The following is a 22,056-nucleotide window of genomic DNA, read 5'->3' as shown; positions in this document are numbered from 1 at the left end:
CTTCACCCTGGCGCCAGCGCCAGGAAGTGGTGCACCGCGGGCTTGTCCGGCCCCTGGTGAAAGCGCAGCGCCTGGGCCTGCAGGTCGGCATCGGCCTGGGAGACCCGATCGTGCTGGCGCAGGTGCTCGGCCCAGGATTCGACCAGGAACCATTCGACTACACGCTCCGCCTCGCCCGTGTGCTCGGCCACGCCCCAGGCATAGGCCCCGTCGCGGCGGCGCTCCGTGGCCACCAGTTGCATGGCCTGCAGGAAGGCCGGCCGGTCCTCCTTGCGGATGCGGTATTCGACCTGCACCATGACCGGGCCGCGGTCGTGCGCGACGGGCTCGGCCAGCAGGGGCTCGGGCCAGTGGCGCGAGGGCTGCAGGTCGGCCTCGCCCGTGGGCAGCTTCACGCGGTGGAACACGAAGGCCACCAGCACCAGCCCGGCCGCACCGATTAGCAAGGTGGTGGCCAGCCCCGCCTGCCCCGCCACCAGGCCCCAGCCCAGGCTGCCGGCCGCCATGGCGCCGTTGAACACCATGAGGTAGATGGCCAGGCCGCGCCCGCGCACCCAGTTGGGCAGCACGGCCTGGGCCACACCGTTGAGTGTGGTCAGCGCGATGATCCAGCCCAGGCCCAGCACCATCATCAGCGCCACGGCGGCCCATTGCGGCGGTGCCAGGGTCAGCGCCCCCATCACGGCAGCGGTGAGCAGCGAGGCCGTGAGCACCAGGCCATCGGTGTCGAGCCGGCGGCGCAGGCGCGGCAGCAGCACGGCGCCCAGAATGGCGCCCGCCCCCACGGCACCCAGCAGCACGCCATAGAAACCGGCCGAGCCGCCCAACATGCGCCGGGCCACCAGCGGCAGCAGCGCCCACACGGAGCTCGCGAACAGAAAGAACACCGCCGCGCGCAGCAGCACCACGTGCAGCTCGCGGCTGGCGCGGGCATAGCGCACGCCGGCCCGGAAGGCGCCGAAGAACTGCTCGTTGCGCCCCGTGTCCACGGCGGGCGGCCGGCGCCACCACAGCAGTGCCGCCACCACGAACACATAGCTCAGCACATCAAGCCCGTAGGCCGCGGCCGCACCGAAGCTGGCCAGCAGCAGGCCGCCCACCGCCGGGCCCACGGCGCGTGCGATGTTGATGCCCAGCGAGTTGAGCGCCACGGCGTTGCGCAGTTCGCTGCGCGGCACCAGCTCGGGCACGATGGACTGCCAGGTGGGGCCCATCAGGGCTGCGCCCACGCCGCCCAGGAAGGTCAGCGCGATCAGGTATTCCACCGTGAGGGTGTGGGTCTGGGCCAGCAGCAGCAGGGCGCCGCTCACGCCGGCCAGCAGGATCTGCACGCCGATCAGGAAGCGCCGGCGGTCCAGGATGTCCGACAGCACGCCCGCGGGCAGCGCCAGCAGGAAGATCGGCAGCGTGGCCGCCGTCTGCACCAGGGCCACGGCCGTGGGGCTGGTGGACAGCTCGGTCACCATCCAGGCGCTGGCCACGTCGCGCATGAAGCTGCCGATATTGCCCAGCACCGTGGCCGCCCAGAGCACCGCGAAGACCGGCAGGCGCAAGGGTGCGAAGCTGCCGGACGGCGCAGCGGACACTGCCGCCGCTGCAGTGGTTTCAGCGTGACGGCGGTCGTCGTGTTCATGTGCCATGGAGGCCTCCCAGGTCGTGCCAGGCCACGAGCACCAAACCGCCCGCGAGACCCCAGTGTTCAAAGAATGCGTTGGCTGTGCGCTGGCGCTCGGCCGGTGCCGCCTGCCAGAAACGGTCGGCCAGGAATGCTGCCAGCACCGTGAAGCCTGCGAGCGCCAGCGCCCCGACCCAGCGATACCAGCCCGAGACCACCAGGGCCGAGGCCCCGAGTTGCAATGCGATGGTGGCGGCCGCCAGCGGCGCGGCCGGCGCCAGGCCGAAGTGCCGCATCTCGGCCACGGCGCCTGCGAAATCGCGCGCCTTGGCGAGGCCGCCCTGCAGGTAGGCGGCGCACAGGCACAGCAGGGCCAGCGACTGCACCCAGGGTGCGGTCGCAGCGGAGTGAAGGCCTCCAGCATCACACCGCCCAGCAGGCGCAGCCCAGGGCGCCCCAGAAGCCCTTGAGGTCGGCAATCGGCAGCTGGCTGCTCCAGGCCGTGGCGTGCTGGTGGCCATGCACATTGCAGTCGTTGGCGCAGGCACAGGCGGCCGCCGCGCGGCGCACCACGGCCTGCAGCGGCGCACCGTCCTGGTCGCCCCAGCCGCCATAGCCGCCGAAGGTGCGCACGGGCGACCAGTCGGGCATGGCCGGTGGCGGCGCGGCACCATCGTGTGCGGCGAAGTCGCCCACGCCGTAGACCACCTTGCCGCCCACCACGGTGAGCAGGGCCGTGGTGTCGGCAATGTCGGATTCGGGGCAGGCGAAGAAGTCGCGGTCGGGCACCACCAGGTCGGCGAGCTGGCCCGCCTCGATGCGGCCCTTCTTGCCTTCCTCGTTGCTGAACCAGGTCACGTTCTCGGTCCACATGCGCAGCGCGGCCTCGCGGTCCAGGCAGTTGCGCTGCGGGGTCAGCTGCAGGCCGCCCACCGTCTTGCCCGTGACCAGCCAGGACAGCGACACCCAGGGGTTGTACGAGGCCACGCGTGTGGCGTCGGTGCCGGCAGAGACCTTGACGCCTTTTTCGAGCATGCGCTTGACGGGCGGCGTGGCCTCGGCCGCGCCGGCGCCGTAGCGTTCGACGAAGTACTCGCCCTGGTAGGCCATGCGGTGCTGCACGGCCACGCCGCCGCCCAGCGCGGCGATGCGGTCGATGGAGCGCTCCGAAATCGTCTCGGCATGGTCGAAGAACCAGTTCAGGCCTGCGAGCGGCGTGTCGCGGTTCACCTTCTCGAACACGTCGAGCGCGCGGGTGATGGTCTCGTCGTAGGTGGCGTGCATGCGCCAGGGCCAGCGGTTCTGCGCGAGGATGCGCACCACGTCTTCGAGGTCGTCCTCCATCTCCGGCACCATGTCGGGCCGGGGCTGGCGGAAGTCCTCGAAGTCGGCGGCCGAGAACACCAGCATCTCGCCCGCGCCGTTGTGGCGAAAGTAGTCCGTGCCCTGCTTGTACTGCGAGGTGGCGGTCCAGTGGAGGAAGTCCTCTTTCTCCTGCTTGGGCTTTTGCGTGAACAGGTTGTAGGCCAGGCGGATGGTGAGCTGGTCGGCATCGGCCAGTTCCTCTATCACCGCGTAGTCGTCAGGATAGGCCTGGAAGCCCCCGCCCGCATCGATGGCGCCCGTGACACCCAGGCGGTTGAGCTCGCGCATGAAGTGGCGCGTGGAGTTGACCTGGTACTCGTGCGGCAGCTTGGGGCCCTTGGCCAGGGTGGCGTACAGGATGGCGGCATTGGGCTTGGCCAGCAGCAGGCCCGTGGGATTGCCCGCACTGTCGCGCACGATCTCGCCCCCCGGGGGCGCAGGCGTCTCGCGCGTGTAGCCCACGGCACGCAGCGCGGCGGCGTTGAGCAGGGCGCGGTCGTACAGATGCAGGATGAACACCGGCGTATCGGGCGCCACGGCATTGAGCTCGGCAATCGTGGGCAGGCGCTTCTCGGCGAACTGGTGCTCGGTGAAGCCGCCCACCACGCGCACCCACTGCGGTGCCGGCGTCACCGCCACCTGGCGGCGCAGCATGGCCATGGCGTCGGCCAGGCTGCGCACGCCGTCCCAGCGCAGCTCCATGTTGAAGTTCAGGCCGCCACGGATGATGTGCAGGTGGTTGTCGATGAGCCCGGGCAGGACCGAACGGCCCTGCAGGTCGATGACGCGCGTGCCGGGGCCGGCCAGCGGCAGGATCTCGCGGTCCGTGCCGACCTGGGCGAAGCGGCCGCCCGCGATGGCCACGGCGCTGGCCGTGGGCTGGGCCCGGTTGAGCGTGGTGAAGCGGCCGTGGTGCAGGATCAGGTCGGGCGTGCTGGTCTGGGCCATGGGAGGGTTCCTTCAGAGACGGGAGAGAACAGGCGCCGCAGTATGGTGCACCTGCCGAGTCATGGGCATGAAAAAGCGGGGCCGAAGCCCCTGCCGTCAGCCTTCGTGGGCGTTGAACATGGCTTTGGCGTAGGTGATGCCGATGCCATAGCCGCCGCCGAACTTCTTCGCAATGCCCGTCGTCATGTCATAGGTCTCGGTGCGCGCCCAGTCGCGTTGCAGCTCCAGCAGGTACTGCAGCGCGGTGATGGGCCGTGCGCCGGCCTGCACCATGCGCTCCATGGCGCGGTTGTGGGCCTCGGTGGAGATGTCGCCGCTGGCGTCGGCGATCACGTAGACCTCGAAGCCCTGGTCCAGGGCCGACAGGGCCGGCCCGACGATGCAGACGCTGGTCCACAGGCCGGCCAGCACGATGCGTGGCTTGCCGATGGCGTTGATGCGATCGATCACGGCGGCATCTTCCCAGGTGTTCATGGAAGTGCGGTCCAGCAGCGCCTGGCCGGGGAACAGGGCCGTGACTTCCTCGAACATCGGGCCCGAGAAGCTCTTCTCGGCCACGGTGGTGAGGATGGTCGGCACCTTGAAGCCGGCCGCCGCGCTGGCCACCAGGCCGGCATTGGAGCGCAGCGTGATCGCATCGATGGAATGCGTGGCAAAGGCCATCTGCGACTGGAAGTCGATCATCACCAGGGTGTGGTCGTTCGGGGTCAGCAGCGTGGAACCGGCGGTGGGCTTGGCGATGGGCGTCATGGGAATCTCCTGGAAAGTGAAAGAATGGGTTCTGGACAAGAAATCGGACTCAGCGGGGCATCACGGGCAGCTCATTGGGGCGCAGGTCGAACACCAGCACCTCGGCCTGCTCGCCATCGGCAAAGCGCAGCTCCTTCGGTTCACGGATGCGGGCCCCATCGCCTTCGGACAGGCGCTCGCCGTTGACCGTGAGGCTGCCGCGGGCCACGTGCACATACACATGGCGGTCGGCACCCACATCCAGCGTGGCGGACTCGGCACCATCGAACAGGCCGGCATAGACCCGGGCGTCCTGGTTCACGGCCAGGGTGCCGTCCGTGCCTTCGGGCGAGATGATCTGGCGCAGCCGGCCACGCTTGTCGGCTTCGCTGAAATGCACCTGCTGGTAGCGGGGGACGGCGCCACGCACGCCGGGCACGAGCCAGATCTGCAGGAAATGCACGGCCTCGTCACCCGAATGGTTGAACTCGCTGTGCTCCACGCCGGTGCCGGCGCTCATCATCTGCACGTCGCCAGGGCGGATGACCGAGCCCGTGCCCATGGAGTCCTTGTGCTCCAGCGCGCCTTCGAGCACGTAGGAGAAAATTTCCATGTCGCGGTGGCCGTGGGTGCCGAAGCCTTTTGCGGGTGACACGCGGTCGTCGTTGATCACCAGCAGGTCCGAGAAGCCTTGCTGCTGGAGGTCGCGGTAGTGGCCGAACGAAAAGGTATGGCGCGAATGCAGCCAGCCGTGGTTGGCGTTGCCACGTTGGTGGGCTTTGCGGATGTCGAGCATGGGGATGTCCTTTCTTCAGATTCGATGGGATTCACACTGAGTTCCTGGGCCTGCCATCTGGCAGTTGGCAGAGTGCTGCAGTGCTCGGGTGAAGAAAGTATCTCGCCGCAGAGGGGGTCTTAGGTTGAAACATGCAGCGCCCTATGATCGATAATTTCGATGATGAAAACTTCACCCGTTTTGCCATGCTGAAACTGACCCTCGAAGCCATTGAGTTGGTGGATGCCATTGCCCGGCACGGCTCCTTCGCGGGCGCGTCGGACCAGCTGCACAAGGTGCCTTCGACCATCTCGTACGCGGTCGGCAAGCTGGAGGAACAGCTGGGCTTTGCCCTGTTCACGCGCAACGGACCGCGCGTGGCGCTGACCCCTGCGGGGCAGGAGATGCTCAAGGAGGGGCGCTGGCTGCTGGTGGCCGCCGGCCACCTGGAATCGCGCATGCGCCAGATCGCCACGGGCTTCGAGTCCGAACTGCGCTTGGTACACGACTCGCTGATCCCCACCAGCGCCTTCAACGACGACATCTGCGCCTTTGAGGACCTGAACTGCGGTACGCGCCTGCGCATCGGCTGCGAGGCGCTCACCGGCACCTGGGAGGCGCTGCGCGAGGGCCGCGCCGACATCGTCGTGGCCGCAGGCGAGGGCCCGGCCGGCGGCGGCTACAAGGCCGTGGCCGTGGGCAGCCTGGAGTTCGCCTTCTGCGTGACGGCCACGCACCCGCTGGCGCAGCTCAAGCGCCCGCTGGCACGCAACGACCTGTTGGAGCACACCGCCGTGGTGGTGGGCGACGGAGCGCGCTCGCTGTCGGACCGCACGGTGGGCCTGCTCGCCGGGCAGCGGCGCATCACCGTACCCTCGATGCAGGCCAAGATCGCCTGCCAGGCAGCGGGCCTGGGCCACGGTTTCGTGCCGCGCGTGTGCGTGCGCCACGAACTGGAGACCGGCATTCTGGTGGAGTTGGTGGTGCAGGAGCCCCGCGCCGACGAAACCTTCTGGCTGGCCTGGAAGCCCGAGCACATGGGCGAGGCGCTCAAGTGGTGGCGCCAGCGACTGGCCCGGCCGCTGCTGCCCGGGATCCTACCGCACTGATCCAGCCGGGGCCGAGGCCCCGGCCAGGTTTCAGCCCAGTTGCTGCAGCACGGCGTGCGCGCCCTGTTCCGACGAGGCCGGGTTCTGGCCGGTGATTAGGTTGCCATCGGTCAGCACATAGGGCGCCCAGTCGGCCCCCTTGGAGTACTGGCCGCCGTTGGCCTTGAGCATGTCTTCCACGAGGAAGGGGACTACCTTGGTCAGTTGCACGGCCTCTTCCTCGGTGTTGGTGAATCCGGTGACCTTGCGGCCAGCGACCAAGTGCTGGCCGTCTGGTGCCTTGGCGTGGCGCAGCACGCCGGGGGCATGGCACACCAGGGCCAGGGGTTTGCCGGCCGCAAAGGTCTTCTCGATGAGCGCAATCGACAGCGCATCCTCGGCCAGGTCCCACAGCGGGCCGTGGCCGCCGGGGTAGAACACGGCGTCGAAGTCCTCGGCGCGCACGCTGGCCAGCACCACGGTGTTCGCCAGCACGTTCTGTGCGTCGGCATCGGCCTTGAAGCGGCGCGTGGCATCGGTCTGCGCGCCCGGGTCATCGCTCTTGGGGTCCAGCGGCGGCTGGCCGCCCTTGGGCGATGCCAGCGTGATCTGTGCGCCCGCGTCCTTGAACACGTAGTACGGCGCGGCAAACTCTTCGAGCCAGAAGCCCGTCTTCTTGCCGGTGTCGCCCAACTGGTCGTGCGAGGTCAGGACCATCAGGATCTTTTTCGTCATGGTGTGGCTTTCAAAGTTGGTGAAGGAAATGGAAAGCAGTGATCAAAGTGCCGCTTCGAGCACGCGGCGGCTCACGGCCGGTGTCACGTCGCGGTGCTCGCCCAGCGTGACCATGCCGTGCGCTTCGAGCAGCGCCACCAGCTTGTCCACGCTGTCCGCGCCCACACCGTAGGCCGACAGGCGCGTTGGGATGCCCATGCGCTCGAAGAAATCGCGCGTGGCGGCAATCGTGGCGTCGATGCGCTCGTCATCGGTGCCGCTGCGGATGCCCCAAACGCGCTCCCCGTACTGCAGCAGCTTGGTGGCCTTGGTCGCGCGCTGCGCATCGAGCAGAGAAGGCAGCACCACCGCCAGCGTGCGCGCGTGGTCGATGCCGTGCAGGGCGGTCAGCTCATGGCCGATCATGTGCGTGGCCCAGTCCTGCGGCACGCCGGCACCGATCAGGCCGTTGAGTGCCAGCGTGGCGGTCCACATCAGGTTGGCGCGGTCGGCATACACCGGCTCGGGCGCGGCCAGGATGCGCGGGCCCACCTCGATCAGCGTCTGCAGGATGCCTTCGGCAAAACGGTCCTGCACGGCGCCGTCCACGGGGTAGGTCAGGTACTGCTCCACCGTGTGCACGAAGGCATCGACCACGCCGTTGGCCAGCTGCTGCGGCGGCAGGGTGTAGGTCTTGGTCGGGTCGAGCACCGAGAAAACGGGGTAGGTGTGCTGGCTGCCGAAGGCCAGCTTGGCACCCTTGGCGCGGTGCGTGATGACGCCGCCGTTGTTCATCTCCGAGCCCGTGGCGGGCAGCGTGAGCACCGAACCGAAGGGCAGCGCGCCGGTGACGTTGCGGCCATGCTGCTCCAGAATGGCCCAGGGATCGCCGCCCTCGAACTGCACGGCGGCGGCGATGAACTTCACCGCATCGATCACCGAGCCGCCGCCCACGGCGAGCAGGAAATCGAAGCCGCCTTCGCGGATCTGCGCCACGGCCTTCATCGAGGTCTCGTAGCTCGGGTTGGGCTCGATGCCGCTGAAAGTGGCATGCTGGCGCGCGCCGAGCGCTTTGCGCACCTCGGCCAGCGTGCCGGTCTTCTCGGCGCTGGCGCCGCCCACCAGGATCAGCACCTTGGCATGGGGCGGCACCAGCTTGTCCAGGTCGGCGATGCGGTCCTTGCCGAAGGCGATGTGGGTGGGGTTGTGGAAGTCGAAGTTGAGCATGGGGGTTCCGTGGGGTTGTGGTGGTGAAGGGTGGGAAGGAGTTGGGTCAAAGTAGACCGGTCGGCTAGTTATTCAAATGGGCATGGTACGGTACTGATACGACTGCTTTCAGGCGGACAGGCGCGGCGCCTTGCCTTTGCCCGCGCGAGGCGCCGCCCGGCCTCCCTGCGCATGTGCAACTTTCGGCCTGACTGGTGCCAGCGGAGCGCACGGCCCGGCATCCGCGCCGCCCAGCAAGGCATCCGTGGCGCGCAGCGCATGCTCGAACGATGAGCCATCGCGCCGCAGCTTGGCCAGCAGGCTGGCACCGAGCCACATTTCGTAGAGCGTGAGCGCCATGGCCTCGGGGTCCGCGGCCTGCGGCACCGAACCGTCCTGCACGGCCTCGCGCAGGCAGCGCGCGAGCCGGGCCACGATCTGCGTGGTGCCATCGCGCAGGGCGATGCGCATGGTGTCCGACATGTCGGCCACCTCGGCGCTGAGCTTGACGACCAGGCACTTGCTGCCTTCGCCCGCACCTGCATCGCAGGCCGGACCGTCCACCCCGCACTGCGATACGTTCCAGTAGGCCCAGTAGCGCATCAGCCGCACGCGGGCGGGCTGGCCATCGGGTGCCAGCATCTGCTCGAGGTGGGCCAGGTAGCGCTCCATGTAGCTGGCCAGCAGGGCCTCGCCAAAGCGCTCCTTGGAGCTGAAGTAATGGTAGAACGAGCCCTTGGGCACGCCGGCCGCGGCCAGGATCTCGGCCAGCCCCACGCCCACGAAGCCCTTGGTGGCAATGAGGCGCTCGCCACAGCGAAGGATGTGGGTCTTGGCGGAGGGTTGGTCGGTCGGCACAAGGGCTATTGTGCGCCGATTAGACCGGTCGTCTAGTCCCCTGGCGCACTGACCCTGCCGGCAGCAGTGTCTTCGCCTTGCGGGCTAGCGCGCATCGAGCAACTGCGGCAAACGCTCGGCCAGCATGTCGATGACCACCCGCGTCTTCAGGGGCAGTGCCCGTGCCTGCGGCCACACCGCGCTGAGCACGTAGCCAAAGGGCTGGGGCTCCTCCAGCACCTTCTGCAGCCGGCCCTCGGCCACCGCATCGGCCACCAGCCAGGCGGGCAGGCGTGCCATGCCCACGCCCTGGGTGGCCGCCATGGCCGCGACCTCCAGACTGTTGCAACTGAAGTGAAAGCGCGAAGGCGCGATGAAGTCGACCACGCGCCCTGCGGCGTCGTTGAATTGCCATGGGTGCGGCCCGGTCTCGCGCGCATAGCCGACAAAGCTGTGCGCCGCCGGCTCGGCGATCAGCGCCTGCATGTCCGCCGGCCGGCCATGCGCGGCAAGGTAGGCCGGCGAGGCATACACGCCCATCCACTGGTGGCCCAGCCGCCGGGCCGCGAGCACGGCGCTGTCGCCCAGCGGGCCGCTGCGCACCGCCAGGTCAATACCCTCCTCGATGAGGTCGATGCGGCGGTCGCTGAAGGCCAGCTCGAACGCCACCTGCGGGTGGCGCTGGCCCAGTTCCATGAGCAGCGGCGCCAGGCGCACCCGGCCGATCAGCTCGGGCGCCGTGATGCGCACGCGGCCACTGGGCACGTGGCGCCCGGCCTCCACTGCGGCATCGGCTGCGTCGAGCTCGTCCAGCGCGCGGCGGCAGCGCTCGTAGTAGGCCTGGCCGTCCTCGGTGAGGCTCTGGCTGCGTGTGGTGCGGTGGAACAACCGCGTGCCCAGGCGCTCCTCCAGCCGCGCCACGGCCTTGCCCACAGCCGATCGCGTGAGCTGCAGGCGCTGCGCGGCCAGCGCGAAATTGCCGGCCTCGACGGCTGCGACAAAAGCTTCGATACCCACTAGGCGCTCGCTCATTGGTTCTTTTTGGTTGCCATTCTTCGGAATGAATGGCTTCACTGCGGAATAGAGATAGCCAATAGCATGACCCATCTCTTCACGAACCGCAAGGATCCCGACATGGCAGACGCCGTTCTTTCCCACCGCTGGCAGATCACCGATTTCGGCCGCCAGCACCTGCAACACGCCGAGGTGCCGATCCCTCAGCCCGGCCCCGGCCAGATCCTGGTGCGCGTGGAAGCCGCCTCGCTCAACTACCGCGACCTGATGATCACCGACAACGCCTACGGCTGGACGCCGCCGCTGCCCTTCGTGCCGGGCTCCGACCTCGCCGGCACGGTGCTGGCCGTGGGCGACGGGGTCACGCGCTGGCGCGGTGGAGAGCGGGTGATCAGCACCTTCATGGCCGGCTGGATCGATGGTGCCATGCCACCCGACGCATTCGCGCTGGGCGGCCCGGGCCCCGGAACGCTGGCTTCGCATGTGCTGCTCGACGCCCAGTGGGCGGTGGCCGCGCCCCAGACGCTCAGCGCCGCGCAGGCCAGCACCCTGCCCTGCGCGGCACTCACGGCCTGGTTCGCGCTGGCCGAGCAGGGATCGTTGCGCGCCGGCCAGACGGTGCTGATCCACGGCACCGGTGGCGTCGCACTGTTCGGCCTGCAGTTCGCCCGCATGCACGGTGCGCAGGCCATCGTCGTCTCGGGCGCCGGTGACAAGCGCGACAAGGCCCCGGCAATGGGCGCCAGCCATGTGCTGGCACGCGACGCGGACTGGCCTGCCGCCGTGCGCGAACTCACGGGCGGACGCGGGGCCGACCACGTGCTGGAGACCGTGGGCGGCGCCAATCTGGGCCGCTCGCTGCAGGCGCTGGCGCAGGGCGGCCGGCTGTCGGTGATCGGCGTGCTGGCAGGCGGCGAGATCAGCGGATCGGCCTATGACGCAATCCGCAGCCGGGCCACCATCCAGGGCCTGAGCGTGGGCCACCGGCGCGCGCTGGAGGACATGGTGCGCGCCATCGACGTGAACGCGCTGCAGCCCGTGATCGCGGCCGAGTATGGCGCCGACCAGGTGCCGGAGGCCTTTGCGCACCTGGAGCGCGGGGCCTTTGGCAAGGTGGTCGTGCGGTTCTGAGGCTGCGCGGCAGGTGCCCGCCTACCGCGTGCAATGCATGAGGAGCGCCAGCCCATCCGGGGTGACGACCTCCCCCACCGGCCAAAAGCCCGCATGGGTATAGCAGCGGATGGCGCGCGCATTGTCCGGGCGTGGGTCGGTCTGCACCAGGGTCACCGTCGGGTCGGCCAGCAGTTGCTGGACGAAGGCCCGTACCATCGCGCGGCCGATGCCCTGGTTCACCTGGTCGGCATGCGCGAGGAACTGGTCGATGCCGCGCACGCCGGGGTCGGTGACGTCCTCCCACCAGCCATCGCCCGAGCCCATGGCGACATAGGACTGGATGAAGCCGATGGGGGCTCCGTCGAGCGAAGCAATATAGGCCAGAGTGGCGCCAGGGGCGCCCTGCTCCGCTACCAGGTCCGCGTGCAACTCGTCGATGCTATCGGGCGGCTCCCACCACTGCGCGACATGGGGCTGCAGCAGCCAGCCATGCAAGAGGGGCAGGTCCTGCGCGCGCAGCAGGTCAAAGCGAAAGCCGGTCACTGCACTCCCCGCGCTCAGGCCGGGCGGCGCGCCATCAGTGCCCACAGGCCCGCAGCCCCTAGCAGAGAGCCCCCGGCGAGGTTGAAGCGGCGCTGCGCACGCGGCGAGGCCAGCAGCCGGCTGGCCGAACCGGCGAACACGGCGTAGGCCGTGGCATTGAGCGCCGCCAGCGTGACGAAGGTGGCCGCCAGAATCCACAGCTGCTGGGCGATGGGTGCACCGGGGCGGATGAACTGCGGCAAGAACGCCACGAAGAACACGATGCCCTTGGGGTTGAGCGCCGTGACCAGGTAGGTATTGGCGAACAGTTTCCAGCGCGAGCCCGGGGCCTTGGGCGCCGTGATCTCCGCCACACCCACGCCGGCACGCAGCATCTTGAAGGCCAGGTACAGCAGGTACAGGCCGCCGGCCCACTTGATGACCGTGAACCAGAAGGCCGAGGTGGCCAGCAGCGTGCCCAGGCCCAGCAGCGACACGGCGAGCGCCGTCGAGTCACCGAGCGCCACGGCCGCGACCAGCGGCACATTGGCGCGGCGCCCGTGGGCCATGGAATAGCTGATCACCGTGAGGATGGTGGGACCGGGAATGATGAGCATCACCGCACAGGCGGCGACAAAGGCGAACCAGACTTCGAGGGACATGGGGTTGGCTCCTTGGGACGCATGCCCCATCACGGGCCACGCAAAGCGCCAGTATGTCAAAAAGCCTGCCGCCAGCCTGGACGGCAGCAAGCGGCCGCTCAGTACCCAGCCGGGATATCGGGCTCGACCAGCTGGAGCAGCAAGGTCAGCGACTCCTGCCAGCCCAGGTAGCACGACTCGGCAGGGATCACGGCGGGGATGCCTTCCTGCACCACGCTCATCTCGGTGCCGCAGGACACGGGTGTCAGGGTGACCGTGGTGGTCATCTCGCCGGGCAGATTGGCGTCGTCGAAGCGTGCGTTGTAGCGCAGGCGCTCGCCGGGCACCAGTTCCAGGTAGGTGCCGCCGAACGAATGGCTGCCGCCCGCCCCGTGGTTGGTGAACGACATGCGGTACTCACCACCCACGCGGGCGTCGAGGGCATGCACCTCGGCCGTGAAGCCGTGCGGCGGCAGCCACTTGACCAGGGCCTGCGGCGTGAGAAAGGCGCGGTAGATGCGGTCGGGCGTGGAGCGGATCACGCGGTGGAGACGAACGGTGCCGGTGGTGGTCATGGTTGGTGCCTGTGAAGCAGAGGACGGCCCTCTAGAACCTACGACGTTCGACCATGGCGGATATCGACACCGTCCAAATCAGGAAAAACCCCAAATCATGGCTTGCGTGCAAGGTCCAGCAGCAAATCCAGTCGCCGCACCTGTGCCCAGGTGTCCCGCTTGAAGGCGCGGTGGTAGGCATCGATGGCCGCCACGGAGCGCGCGGCCACCTCCTGCGCCAACTGCTGCGAGCGGGAACGCATGTAGTAGATGAGGAAATCACCCTCGGCGCCCGAATCGAGAAAAACCGATTCCACGGTCACGCCCTCCGCTGCCAGAGTCTGCAGCGCGTCCTCCCGGTGGACGCGCAGGTACTCCGCCCACTCCTGTACCCGGGGCACGGACCCGGGTTGGAGCTGGATGCGGACACAGACGACGTCTTCGGTCGGGGGCATGGGTGCAGGACGGCCGGTGCCATGAAAAAAGGGTCACTATCGCCCGAGCATCTGGCAATGGCAACCCTTTTGCAGAAGGGCGGATAGCCCCGGTGGATATCGCTCAATCCAGCTTCACGCCCGCCGCCTTGATGATCTCGCCCCAGCGTTTGGATTCAGCGCGGGCCATGGCGCGGAACTGCTCGGGCGTGCCGGGCAGCGGCTCCATGCCGAAATCGGTCATGCGCTTGAGCACGGCGGGGTTGGCCAGGGCCTTGTTCAGGTCGCCGTTCAGGCGCGCGGTGATGGCGGCAGGCAGGGCCGCGGGGCCGAGGATGCCCTGGAAGGCGTAGACCTCGGTGTTGGGCACGCCGGCTTCCGTCAGAGTGGGCACATCGGGCAGGGCGGCCACGCGCTTGGCCGAGCCGATGGCCAGGGCGCGCACCTTGCCCGAGGTGATCACAGGCAGGCCGGCGGCCAGGTCCAGGAACATGCACGGCACCTGGCCACCCATCACGTCCTGCATCGCGGGCGCCGCGCCGCGGTAGGGGATGTGCGTCATGAAAGTCTTGGTGCGGTTCTTGAACATCTCCATCGCCAGGTGGTGCGGCGAGCCGTTGCCGGGCGATGCGTAGTTGAGCTTGCCGGGGTTGGCGCGCACGTAGGCCAGGAATTCCTTGACGGTCTTGGCCTCGAACGAAGGGTGCACCACCAGCGCCAGCGGAAAGCGGCTGATGCCGCCCACGTAGGTGAAGTCCTTCTCGGGGTTGAAGGGCAGCTTGGTGAACAGGTGCTCGTTGAAGGCCAGTACGGCGTTGTCGGCCGACATGAAGGTGTTGCCGTCGGGCTTGGCCGTGGCCACCAGCTGCGCGCCGATGTTGGTGGCCGCGCCGGGGCGGTTGTCCACCACGATCTGCTGGCCCAGGGTCTGGCGCATGGCCTCGGCCACGGTGCGCGCCAGCACGTCGGTGCCGCCGCCAGCCGGGTAGGGCACGACCCAGCGCAGCGGCTGGTCGGGCCATGCGGCCTGGGCCTGGGCCCAGGGGGCTGCGGCAGACGCGCCGGCAGCGGCCAGTGCGGAAAGAACGGTACGGCGTTGCAGGGTCATGGTTTTGTCTCCGTTGCAGGAAGAAAGAAAAGGAAACTGGGAACGGGACTATCGCGGCGCATTCGGTGGCTTGCCCTGCCGTGAGCCCGGTGCGGCTTGGGGCACGCGCGTCACGCGAAACCCCTTGGCGGTCATCAGGGCTGGCAGGCCCTCGGGGCCCACCATGTGCAGCACCCCAACGGCCGCGAACACCGCGTGGCCGGCCGCATGCTGCGCAGCGATGCCGGCGGCCAGGGCGGGGTTGCGGCCCTCCACGATGCGTGCGTAGTCGGCGCGGTCTTCGGCGGTCTTGAGGCAGTCGCACCAGTCGCCGTAATTGCGCAAGGTTTCGAGCTGGCCGTCGGCCCAGGCACGTGTGAGGGTGGCAATGATCTTGCGGGCCTGCCCGCCTTCGAGCTGCCGCAGGCCCTCGTCCATGGTGCGCGCCACCTTGGCCGGGTCGTCCGACACCAGCAGCGCGATCTGCGCCTCGGCCGACTCCAGCGAGACGACCTTCTTGTCCATGGCGCGCGCCAGACCCGCGAGGAACAGGTCGATGCCATAGGCCGGGTCGATCCCGGCGGTGCGCGCAGCCAGGCCGACCAGCGACATGAGCTGAATCTCGGGCCGCAGGCGCGCCAGCGCAGCATCGGCGCACAGTGCTTCGCTCTGCACGCGCAGGCGCTTTGCCAAGGGCTCGGGCAGGGGTGGCGTATTGGGGCCAGGCATCACGGCGGCGGCCAGCCCACCGGCGACCGCCGGGTCCATCAGGTCCACCTCCAGCGCGATGCGGTCAGCACGCCGCAAGGCCTCGCGCACCGCAGGTCCGGGCAGCACCCAGCCGCGCTCGGCGGCATGGATGGTGCCGTAGAGCCAACTGGTGCGGCCGTCCTTCTCAATGCGCCAGAGCAGGCCGCGGTCGCGGTCGTCGCGCCGGGCCGCCTCGGCATCGGCGGGGCCGATGGGAGTGGCTGCGGGTGGGCAGACGGGGGCTGTGTCTGCCTGGCCCTGTGCGTGCGCAGCCAGCGCCGGGACAGCGAGCAGCACGCAGGCCAAGCCTGCGCGCAGCTGTTGCCCCAGGCCGCGCAGGCGCCAGAGCATCAGCTCGGCTCCACGATGGCCTGGTCGATGGCGCCGAAGATGCTCGCGCCGTCCTTGCCCTTGACCTCGATGCGGATGGTGTCGCCGAACTTCATGAACTCGGTGCTGGGCTTGCCGTCCTGGATGGTCTCGATGCAGCGCTTTTCGGCGATGCAGCTGTAGCCCTTGGGCCACTCGGTGCGGCCGTTCTGCTCCACGCCCTTGTTACTCACGGTGCCGCTGCCGATGATGGAGCCGGCGCGCACGTTGCGCGTCTTGGCGACGTGGGCGATGAGCTGGCCGAAGTGGAAGGTCATCTCGGGGCCGGCATCGCACATGCCGACCTTGCGGCCGTTCCAGGTGGACTGCACCACCAGGTCCAGCCGGCCCTGGTTCCAGGCGCCGCCCAGCTCGTCGAGCGTCACCGCCACGGGGCTGAAGGCGGTGGCCGGCTTGCTCTGGAAGAAACCGAAGCCCTTGGCGAGCTCGGCCGGGATCAGGTTGCGCAGGCTCACGTCGTTGGCAACCATCACGAGGCGGATGCCGTCCAGCGCCTGCTCGGGCGTGGCGCCCATCTTCACGTCGCCGGTGATGACGGCGATCTCGGCCTCGAAGTCAATGCCCATGGCCTCGCTGGGCACCACCACGTCATCGCAGGGGCCGATGAAGTCGTCGCTGCCTCCCTGGTACATCAGCGGGTCGGTGTAGAAGCTCTCGGGCACCTCGGCGTTGCGCGCCTTGCGCACCAGCTCCACATGGTTGAGGTAGGCCGAGCCGTCGGCCCACTGGTAGGCGCGTGGCAGCGGGGCCATGCACTGGGCCGGGTCGAACGGGAAGGCATGGCGCGCGCGGCCGGCGTTGAGCTGGTCGTACAGGTCCTGCAGCTGGGGCGAGAGGAAGCCCCAGTCGTCGAGCACCTGCTGCAGCTTGCTGGCAATGCCGGTCGCATAATGGGCTGTGCCCAGGTCGCGCGAGACGACGACCAGTTGGCCGTCGCGCGAACCGTCTTTGTAGGTAGCTAATTTCATGGGTGAAGGCCTCTTGTCTCTGCAAAAGCGGTGGTGCCGACGGTACAGTACACGCCGGACCTGAATTACGCTTGGGTAAATTGATTTAACTAAACAAAACCAGAGAATTTTAGTGCACATGGACAAAGAACGTGCAGGTATCCAGTCCGTGGAGGTCGGTTTTGCGCTGCTGGAGGGCCTCACGCGCGCCCGCGGGCCGCTCATGCTCAAGGACCTGGCCGCCTCGGCCGGCATGAGCGCCGCCAAGGCCCACCGCTACCTCGTGAGCTTCCAGCGCCTGGGCCTGGTCACCCAGGACAGCCGCACCGCACGCTACGACCTGGGGCCTGCGGCCCTCAAGCTGGGGCTGGCGTCCCTGGCCCGGCTCGATGCCGTGCGCCTGGCGCGCGAGCGCATGCCCGCACTCATGGAAGACATCGGCCACACGCTGGCGCTGGCGGTGTGGGGCAACCATGGCCCCACCATCGTGCACTGGGAGGAATCGTCCCAGGCCGTCACCGCCAACCTGCGGCTGGGCGACGTGATGCCTCTGCTGGCCTCGGCCACCGGCCGCTGCTTCGCCGCCCACCTGCCACCGGAAGTGGCCGCGCCCCTGCTCAAGGAAGAACTCGCCCGCGCCAGCAAGATGCGCCGCACCGACCTGCCCACCACCATGGCCGAGGTGCAGACCATGCTGGCCGAGGTGCGCGAGCGCGGCGCGGCGCGCGTGGTGGACACCCTGCTGCCCGGCATCGTGGGCTTCTGCGCCCCGGTGTTCGATGCCGACGGCCACCTGGAACTGGGCATCACCACCCTGGGCTCGGTCGCCACCTTCGACCCCGAATGGGGCGGCGCCATCGACACCCCGCTGCGTGCCGCCGCGGCCCAGCTTTCGCACGACCTGGGCGCGGGCTGCGCATGACACCAGGGCAGCCCCGCTGATGCCCCGGCGCGCGCTGATCGCCCTCACCGCGCTGGTGCTGGCGCTGCACTGGCTGCTGCTGCAGGGCGTGCCGCTGGTGTGGGACAGCCCGGCCGCGCCCACGGGCCAGGTGTTCAGCACGCGCACCATTGCGGCGGCGCCCGCGCCCGTGGCCGCACCTGCACCTGCACCGACACTCACGCCTTCGGCCACCCCGCCACCCGCCGCGCCGGCACCCGTGCCACGCAAGAGACCGCCGCGCCCCGCACCGGTCGCCGAAGCCCCCCCGCCGAGCCGCCAGTGGCAGCACCAGAGCCTGTGGCGCCCCCCGAGCCAGCGATGGAGACGGCGGCCGCGGCGCCCCCTCCTCCTGCCACGCCCGAGCCCGCAGCCTCTGCCGCCGTGGCAGCATCCGCACCAGTCGCACTCGCGTCCACCCCGGCAGAGGTGAACCCCACGGCCGCCGGCATCGACATCGCACCGCCCGGCAGCGGCACGGGCCAGAACGCCAGCACCGCCGCGCCGCCGGTGCAGATTCCGGCCCCCGTGCGACTGACCTATGAGGTCAAGGGCCAGGCCAAGAAATTCGACTACACGGCCCGGGCCGAACTGCTGTGGCAGCACGACGGCAGCCGCTACGAGGCGCGCCAGGAGGTCAGCGCCTTCCTCGTCGGTTCACGCACCCAGCGCAGCACCGGGCTGGTCACCGCACAGGGCCTGCAGCCCGAGCGCTTTGGGGACCGCTCGCGCAGCGAGCAGGCCGCGCATTTCGACTATGCCCAGGGCCGCGTGACCTTCAGTGCCAACACGCCGCAGGCTGCCATTGGCCCCGGTGCGCAGGACCGGCTGAGCATGTTCATCCAGCTGGCGTCCATGCTGGCGGCCGACCCGGCCCGCTACACACCAGGCATGCAGATCACGCTGACCGTCGTGAGCGCTCGCAACGCCGACCGCTGGACCTTCAGCATCGAAGCCCCCGAAACCCTGAACCTACCGGTGGGCGCCACCCCCACCCTCAAGCTGCTGCGCCTGCCGCGGCGCGACTACGACCAGAAGGCCGAGCTGTGGCTGGCGCCCGGCCTGGGCTACCTGCCCGTGCGCATCAAGCTGACCCAGTCCAACGGCGACTTCGCCGACCTGTTGCTGCGCGGTAGCGAAAAACCCTGACTCTGTGTGGGCCAGGGCGCCGCGGCGCACCGCCTGACCGGCGCAGGCGTTGTAGGAGCGTGTCCCGACAAGTGTTGCGTTCTTCCCAACCTGGGCGAAATACCATTGCGGAACCACCGCTTCGCACAATTCGTGAAATACTGTTACCACGCAGGGCCAGCCCACAAGCCTTGAACTCTGCCGACCCGCTGTCATCTGACATTCATATCGACAAAGGGAACACGATGCACATGCTCTACGACTCCGAATCCTTTGTGGTGGTCCACATGCTGCCCGACGCCCGGGAGTCCGTTGGCCAGGCGCTCAACGACACGGCACCGCCCAAGCCCCAGCTGGCGCGCCATGGCTTCGAGATCGTGGACAAGCGCTCCGGCAAGGAGGTCTACCTGGACGGATCGTGGGCCGAGATGTTCCAGCAGCAGATCCTGGCTTGGCAGCGCGACACCCCCACGCAGGAAGAAGTCGAAGACGCCCTGGACCGCTATGCGGGCCTGGCGCAGAACCCCGTCGTCGTGCATTGACCTGCTGGCGCTCGCGAGCGCCAGCAATCACTCCACCGGATAGATCCGCCGGAACAACGGCTCCACCAGGATCAGCACGGCAATCAGCCGGCACACCTGGAAGGCCGTAACCACCGGCACGCCCAGCTGCAGCACCTTGGCCGTGATAGCCATTTCGGTGATGCCGCCTGGGGAGGTGCCCAGCAGCAGCGTCACCCAGGGCAGGCCCGTGCCCCAGGCCAGCACGGCGGCGAACGCGGCGCAAATCCCCATGAGCCCCAGCGTGCCCACCGCCACGCTGGCCAGCCAGTGCGGTGCGGCGCGCAAAAAATCCGCCCGAAAGCGCACCCCCAGGCTGACCCCGATCACCAGTTGCGCGGCATTCACCAGCCACTGCGGCACGGCCGAGAAGCCGATGCCCGCCATGGCGAAGCCCATGGACACCACCAGTGCGCCCATGAACCAAGGGTTGGCACGGCCCAGCCGGTCCATGGCCAAGGCCCCCGCGCCGGTGAGCAGTGCCATGAGGGCGAGGCCGGGCCAGTCCACCACGCGCGTGGCGGGCGGCAGGATGTCGATGCCGTGCAACCCGCTCCACTGCAGGGCGAAGGGAATGGTCACGGTGACGATCAGCAGGCGCAGGCTGTGGCTGGCGGCCACGAGGTCGGTGCGCGCGTTCTCGCGCTCGGCCAGCAGGGTCATCTCCGACGCGGCGCCGATGGCGCCCGAGAAATAGCTGGTCGCGCGCATCATGCTGGCCGGCACGCCGTGCATGCGCGGTGCATGCACCCGGTACAGCCAGGCGCCGAACAGCCAGCCCAGCACCAGCGCCCAGACGATGCCCAGCGCAATGGCCCACCACAGGCCAGCCACCAGGCCCATGACCTGGGGCGTGAAATACAGGCCCAGCGCCGCGCCAATGGTCCACTGCCCCCCATTGCGCAACGGCCCCCAGCTCTCGGTGGGCGCACCGGCGATGGACAGCAGCGAGGTGGCCAACAACGGGCCGATCATCCAGGGCAGCGGGGTCTTGAGGGCCACGCAGGCGGCGGCCGCAGCCCAGGCCACTGCAAGGGTCAGCACCACACGGCTGGTGAATTGAAAATAAGTACGCATACGAAAGGCGGGGACCCGCGAGTATCGCTTGCGCACGCCAGCGCCTTTGAAAGCCCCGCACTGCCCGTAGGGCATGGCAGGCATCGCCAGCCACGCGGGCGCAGCGAGCGCCTCAACAATCCCCGTGGGCTGCGTGCGCCAACAGCGACAGCCGCTGCACCAGCGGTGCGAACAGCTCCACCGGCGTGTGGCCATAGCCCAGCACCAGGCCGTTGTCCTCGGGCCTGGGCTGCAGGGCAAAGGCCGACAGCGGCGCGGGCGCCATGCCGTGCCCGCGCGCTGCGGTGGCAATGGCCTGGTCCGGGTAAGCGGGCGGCAGGCGCACCAGCAGGTGCATGCCGCAGTGCCCACCCTCGATGCCATGCGGCACCACAAGGTGTTGCGCCAGCGCGGCACGCAGCAGCTGCTGGCGCTCGCGGTACAGGCGGCGCATGCGGCCCAGGTGGCGGCTGAACTGGCCGCTGTCGATGAAGTCCGCCAGCGCCAGTTGGGCATGGCGCTGGCCGCCGCGCAGCATCTCGGCCAAGGGCGAGCGCACAGCGACCAGCACCGCCTCGGGCAACACGACGAAGCCGATGCGCAGCGCGGGGAACATGGTCTTGCTGAAGGTGCCGACATAAAGCACTGGCGCCCCATCGGCCAGCCCCTGCATGGCGGCGATGGGCTCGCCCGCGTGGCGGAACTCGCTGTCGTAGTCGTCTTCGATGATCCAGGCGCCATGGCGGCGCGCCTGCTCCATCAGCGCCAGGCGCCGCGCCACCGACAGCACCGACCCGCCCGGGTACTGGTGCGAGGGCGAGGTGTAGACCAGGCGCGGCGTGCGCGTGCGCCAGTCGGCTTCGTCGGCCACCAGGCCCTGGGCATCCACCCGCAGCGGCAGGGTGCACAGGTCGCCACCATGCAGGGCCGATTGGGCGCCCCGGTAGCCGGGGTCTTCCACCCAGGCCGTGTCGCCGGGGTTGGTGAGCAGGCGCACGCACAGCACCAGGGCCTCCTGCGCGCCTTCGGTGATCACCACCTGCTCGGATGTGCAGCGCACGCCTCGCGCCAGCGCCAGGTGGCGCGCGATGGCGGTGCGCAGCGCCATTTCGCCCAGCGGATCGCCATAGCCCAGGGCGGCAGGGCCACCGTCGCGCACCGCGCGGTCGAGTGCGCGACGCCAGGCAGCAGATGGGAACTGCGAGAGGGCGGGCATGCCCGGGCTGAGCCAGTGGGCCGGCCCCGGGCGGGGGGCCCTGGGCTGGATGAGCGCCAGGCGCGCCGCCGTGGCGGGAAGCTGTACTGCCGGCTGCGGGCCGGACGCGACCACCGATGGCGACGACAGCGCTGCCACCCGTGTGCCCTGCCGGTCGGACTGCACATAGCCCTCGGCCAGCAGGTGCTCATACGCCGCCGTCACGGTATTGCGCGAGATGGCCAGGCCCTCGGCCAGGGCGCGCGACCCGGGCAGCGGGCTGCCAGCGGCCAACCGCCCGTCCAGGATGGCCTGCCGCAGCCGCTGGAACAGCTGGCGCCGCAAGGGCGCGGCCCCCGGGCCGTGGTCCAGCGCCTGCTCCAGCAGGGTTGGGGGAACCGAGGGTTCGGCCGGCAGCGCGGCATCCATGAAGGCATCGGACATGCGT

The 22,056-nt window shown here is 69.2% G+C and carries 22 protein-coding genes and 1 pseudogene; 5 read left to right on the top strand and 18 right to left on the bottom strand.

Annotated elements, in window-relative coordinates:
* Positions 1–2: 2 nt before the first annotated feature.
* From AC0IZS_RS11310 to AC0IZS_RS11290, 5 genes are all read right to left on the bottom strand, one after another.
* Entirely contained in the window at positions 3–1,640 is a 1,638-nt protein-coding gene (locus AC0IZS_RS11310; protein ID WP_471635697.1) for an MFS transporter, read from the bottom strand.
* Positions 1,630–2,136: a DoxX family protein gene (locus AC0IZS_RS11305; protein ID WP_471635696.1), complete on the bottom strand. Its 507-nt coding sequence runs from the start codon at positions 2,134–2,136 to the stop codon at positions 1,630–1,632. Before AC0IZS_RS11305 ends, AC0IZS_RS11310 begins: the two co-directional genes overlap by 11 nt.
* Entirely contained in the window at positions 2,039–3,928 is a 1,890-nt protein-coding gene (locus AC0IZS_RS11300; RefSeq protein WP_471635695.1) for an amidohydrolase, read from the bottom strand. Before AC0IZS_RS11300 ends, AC0IZS_RS11305 begins: the two co-directional genes overlap by 98 nt.
* Before the next feature lie 96 nt (positions 3,929–4,024).
* Positions 4,025–4,678: a hydrolase gene (locus AC0IZS_RS11295; RefSeq protein WP_471635694.1), complete on the bottom strand. Its 654-nt coding sequence runs from the start codon at positions 4,676–4,678 to the stop codon at positions 4,025–4,027.
* Between the two features lie 49 nt (positions 4,679–4,727).
* Complete coding sequence (locus AC0IZS_RS11290; protein ID WP_471635693.1) at positions 4,728–5,453, bottom strand: pirin family protein; 726 nt, start codon at positions 5,451–5,453, stop codon at positions 4,728–4,730.
* Between the two features lie 185 nt (positions 5,454–5,638).
* Between AC0IZS_RS11290 and AC0IZS_RS11285 the strand changes: the two genes are divergently transcribed.
* Positions 5,639–6,541, top strand: coding sequence for a LysR family transcriptional regulator (locus AC0IZS_RS11285; RefSeq protein WP_471635692.1), 903 nt, complete (start codon positions 5,639–5,641; stop codon positions 6,539–6,541).
* Between the two features lie 30 nt (positions 6,542–6,571).
* Here the strand turns inward: AC0IZS_RS11285 and AC0IZS_RS11280 are convergent, their stop codons facing one another.
* The 4 genes from AC0IZS_RS11280 to AC0IZS_RS11265 all read right to left on the bottom strand — a co-directional run bounded on the left by AC0IZS_RS11280 (position 6,572) and on the right by AC0IZS_RS11265 (position 10,309).
* Complete coding sequence (locus tag AC0IZS_RS11280; protein ID WP_471635691.1) at positions 6,572–7,255, bottom strand: type 1 glutamine amidotransferase domain-containing protein; 684 nt, start codon at positions 7,253–7,255, stop codon at positions 6,572–6,574.
* Between the two features lie 42 nt (positions 7,256–7,297).
* A complete protein-coding gene (locus AC0IZS_RS11275; RefSeq protein WP_471635690.1) occupies positions 7,298–8,461 on the bottom strand; it encodes an iron-containing alcohol dehydrogenase in 1,164 nt (387 codons plus the stop codon).
* 108 nt (positions 8,462–8,569) lie between these two features.
* Positions 8,570–9,298 (bottom strand): TetR/AcrR family transcriptional regulator, encoded by a 729-nt coding sequence (locus tag AC0IZS_RS11270; protein ID WP_471635689.1) that lies wholly within the window; start codon positions 9,296–9,298, stop codon positions 8,570–8,572.
* A gap of 84 nt (positions 9,299–9,382) precedes the next feature.
* On the bottom strand, positions 9,383–10,309 hold the full coding sequence (locus tag AC0IZS_RS11265; protein WP_471635688.1) for a LysR substrate-binding domain-containing protein: 927 nt from the start codon (positions 10,307–10,309) through the stop codon (positions 9,383–9,385).
* A gap of 102 nt (positions 10,310–10,411) precedes the next feature.
* Here AC0IZS_RS11265 and AC0IZS_RS11260 point away from each other — a divergent pair, with 102 nt between their 5' ends.
* On the top strand, positions 10,412–11,422 hold the full coding sequence (locus AC0IZS_RS11260) for a zinc-dependent alcohol dehydrogenase family protein (protein WP_471635687.1): 1,011 nt from the start codon (positions 10,412–10,414) through the stop codon (positions 11,420–11,422).
* Positions 11,423–11,443: 21 nt separating this feature from the next.
* Here the strand turns inward: AC0IZS_RS11260 and AC0IZS_RS11255 are convergent, their stop codons facing one another.
* The 7 genes from AC0IZS_RS11255 to AC0IZS_RS11225 all read right to left on the bottom strand — a co-directional run bounded on the left by AC0IZS_RS11255 (position 11,444) and on the right by AC0IZS_RS11225 (position 16,750).
* Positions 11,444–11,965 carry a GNAT family N-acetyltransferase gene (locus AC0IZS_RS11255; RefSeq protein ID WP_416208641.1) on the bottom strand — a complete coding sequence of 174 codons (522 nt, stop codon included), beginning with the start codon at positions 11,963–11,965 and terminating at the stop codon, positions 11,444–11,446.
* Entirely contained in the window at positions 11,962–12,588 is a 627-nt protein-coding gene (locus AC0IZS_RS11250; protein ID WP_322594093.1) for a LysE family translocator, read from the bottom strand. The genes AC0IZS_RS11255 and AC0IZS_RS11250 overlap by 4 nt, the downstream gene beginning before the upstream one ends.
* A gap of 98 nt (positions 12,589–12,686) precedes the next feature.
* Positions 12,687–13,142 (bottom strand): SRPBCC family protein, encoded by a 456-nt coding sequence (locus AC0IZS_RS11245; RefSeq protein WP_471635686.1) that lies wholly within the window; start codon positions 13,140–13,142, stop codon positions 12,687–12,689.
* Between the two features lie 95 nt (positions 13,143–13,237).
* Positions 13,238–13,576, bottom strand: coding sequence for a DUF6176 family protein (locus tag AC0IZS_RS11240; RefSeq protein WP_057266531.1), 339 nt, complete (start codon positions 13,574–13,576; stop codon positions 13,238–13,240).
* 103 nt (positions 13,577–13,679) lie between these two features.
* A complete protein-coding gene (locus AC0IZS_RS11235; protein WP_471639505.1) occupies positions 13,680–14,657 on the bottom strand; it encodes a Bug family tripartite tricarboxylate transporter substrate binding protein in 978 nt (325 codons plus the stop codon).
* Positions 14,658–14,711: 54 nt separating this feature from the next.
* On the bottom strand, positions 14,712–15,743 hold the full coding sequence (locus AC0IZS_RS11230; RefSeq protein ID WP_471635685.1) for a TraB/GumN family protein: 1,032 nt from the start codon (positions 15,741–15,743) through the stop codon (positions 14,712–14,714).
* Positions 15,743–16,750 carry a fumarylacetoacetate hydrolase family protein gene (locus AC0IZS_RS11225; RefSeq protein ID WP_471635684.1) on the bottom strand — a complete coding sequence of 336 codons (1,008 nt, stop codon included), beginning with the start codon at positions 16,748–16,750 and terminating at the stop codon, positions 15,743–15,745. The genes AC0IZS_RS11230 and AC0IZS_RS11225 overlap by 1 nt, the downstream gene beginning before the upstream one ends.
* 118 nt (positions 16,751–16,868) lie before the next feature.
* Here AC0IZS_RS11225 and AC0IZS_RS11220 point away from each other — a divergent pair, with 118 nt between their 5' ends.
* From AC0IZS_RS11220 to AC0IZS_RS11210, 3 genes and pseudogenes are all read left to right on the top strand, one after another.
* On the top strand, positions 16,869–17,651 hold the full coding sequence (locus AC0IZS_RS11220; RefSeq protein ID WP_471635683.1) for an IclR family transcriptional regulator: 783 nt from the start codon (positions 16,869–16,871) through the stop codon (positions 17,649–17,651).
* A 19-nt stretch (positions 17,652–17,670) separates the two neighbouring features.
* Positions 17,671–18,818 (top strand): annotated as a pseudogene (locus AC0IZS_RS11215) (DUF3108 domain-containing protein).
* A 224-nt stretch (positions 18,819–19,042) separates the two neighbouring features.
* Positions 19,043–19,339, top strand: a complete 297-nt coding sequence (locus tag AC0IZS_RS11210) for a BTH_I0359 family protein (protein WP_007848772.1) — start codon at positions 19,043–19,045, stop codon at positions 19,337–19,339.
* Positions 19,340–19,366: 27 nt separating this feature from the next.
* Here AC0IZS_RS11210 and AC0IZS_RS11205 read toward each other — a convergent pair whose 3' ends face one another.
* Together AC0IZS_RS11205 and pdxR are read right to left on the bottom strand one after the other, a co-directional pair.
* Positions 19,367–20,434 carry an AbrB family transcriptional regulator gene (locus AC0IZS_RS11205; RefSeq protein WP_471635682.1) on the bottom strand — a complete coding sequence of 356 codons (1,068 nt, stop codon included), beginning with the start codon at positions 20,432–20,434 and terminating at the stop codon, positions 19,367–19,369.
* 112 nt (positions 20,435–20,546) lie between these two features.
* Complete coding sequence (pdxR, locus tag AC0IZS_RS11200) at positions 20,547–22,052, bottom strand: MocR-like pyridoxine biosynthesis transcription factor PdxR (protein ID WP_471635681.1); 1,506 nt, start codon at positions 22,050–22,052, stop codon at positions 20,547–20,549.
* Between the last annotated feature and the right edge of the window lie 4 nt (positions 22,053–22,056).

Source organism: Acidovorax sp. AC410 (genome assembly GCF_979253235.1).
This window is presented reverse-complemented; position numbering and strand designations above follow the sequence as displayed.

Bases quoted from the DNA above. Each gene is read 5' to 3' on its own strand.
- AC0IZS_RS11310 (WP_471635697.1), bottom strand. From the start codon at position 1,640: ATGGCACATGAACACGACGACCGCCGTCACGCTGAAACCACTGCAGCG.
- AC0IZS_RS11305 (WP_471635696.1), bottom strand. From the start codon at position 2,136: ATGGCCACCAGCACGCCACGGCCTGGAGCAGCCAGCTGCCGATTGCCG.
- AC0IZS_RS11300 (WP_471635695.1), bottom strand. From the start codon at position 3,928: ATGGCCCAGACCAGCACGCCCGACCTGATCCTGCACCACGGCCGCTTC.
- AC0IZS_RS11295 (WP_471635694.1), bottom strand. From the start codon at position 4,678: ATGACGCCCATCGCCAAGCCCACCGCCGGTTCCACGCTGCTGACCCCG.
- AC0IZS_RS11290 (WP_471635693.1), bottom strand. From the start codon at position 5,453: ATGCTCGACATCCGCAAAGCCCACCAACGTGGCAACGCCAACCACGGC.
- AC0IZS_RS11285 (WP_471635692.1), top strand. From the start codon at position 5,639: ATGCTGAAACTGACCCTCGAAGCCATTGAGTTGGTGGATGCCATTGCC.
- AC0IZS_RS11280 (WP_471635691.1), bottom strand. From the start codon at position 7,255: ATGACGAAAAAGATCCTGATGGTCCTGACCTCGCACGACCAGTTGGGC.
- AC0IZS_RS11275 (WP_471635690.1), bottom strand. From the start codon at position 8,461: ATGCTCAACTTCGACTTCCACAACCCCACCCACATCGCCTTCGGCAAG.
- AC0IZS_RS11265 (WP_471635688.1), bottom strand. From the start codon at position 10,309: ATGAGCGAGCGCCTAGTGGGTATCGAAGCTTTTGTCGCAGCCGTCGAG.
- AC0IZS_RS11260 (WP_471635687.1), top strand. From the start codon at position 10,412: ATGGCAGACGCCGTTCTTTCCCACCGCTGGCAGATCACCGATTTCGGC.
- AC0IZS_RS11250 (WP_322594093.1), bottom strand. From the start codon at position 12,588: ATGTCCCTCGAAGTCTGGTTCGCCTTTGTCGCCGCCTGTGCGGTGATG.
- AC0IZS_RS11245 (WP_471635686.1), bottom strand. From the start codon at position 13,142: ATGACCACCACCGGCACCGTTCGTCTCCACCGCGTGATCCGCTCCACG.
- AC0IZS_RS11240 (WP_057266531.1), bottom strand. From the start codon at position 13,576: ATGCCCCCGACCGAAGACGTCGTCTGTGTCCGCATCCAGCTCCAACCC.
- AC0IZS_RS11230 (WP_471635685.1), bottom strand. From the start codon at position 15,743: ATGCTCTGGCGCCTGCGCGGCCTGGGGCAACAGCTGCGCGCAGGCTTG.
- AC0IZS_RS11225 (WP_471635684.1), bottom strand. From the start codon at position 16,750: ATGAAATTAGCTACCTACAAAGACGGTTCGCGCGACGGCCAACTGGTC.
- AC0IZS_RS11220 (WP_471635683.1), top strand. From the start codon at position 16,869: ATGGACAAAGAACGTGCAGGTATCCAGTCCGTGGAGGTCGGTTTTGCG.
- AC0IZS_RS11210 (WP_007848772.1), top strand. From the start codon at position 19,043: ATGCACATGCTCTACGACTCCGAATCCTTTGTGGTGGTCCACATGCTG.
- AC0IZS_RS11205 (WP_471635682.1), bottom strand. From the start codon at position 20,434: ATGCGTACTTATTTTCAATTCACCAGCCGTGTGGTGCTGACCCTTGCA.
- pdxR (WP_471635681.1), bottom strand. From the start codon at position 22,052: ATGTCCGATGCCTTCATGGATGCCGCGCTGCCGGCCGAACCCTCGGTT.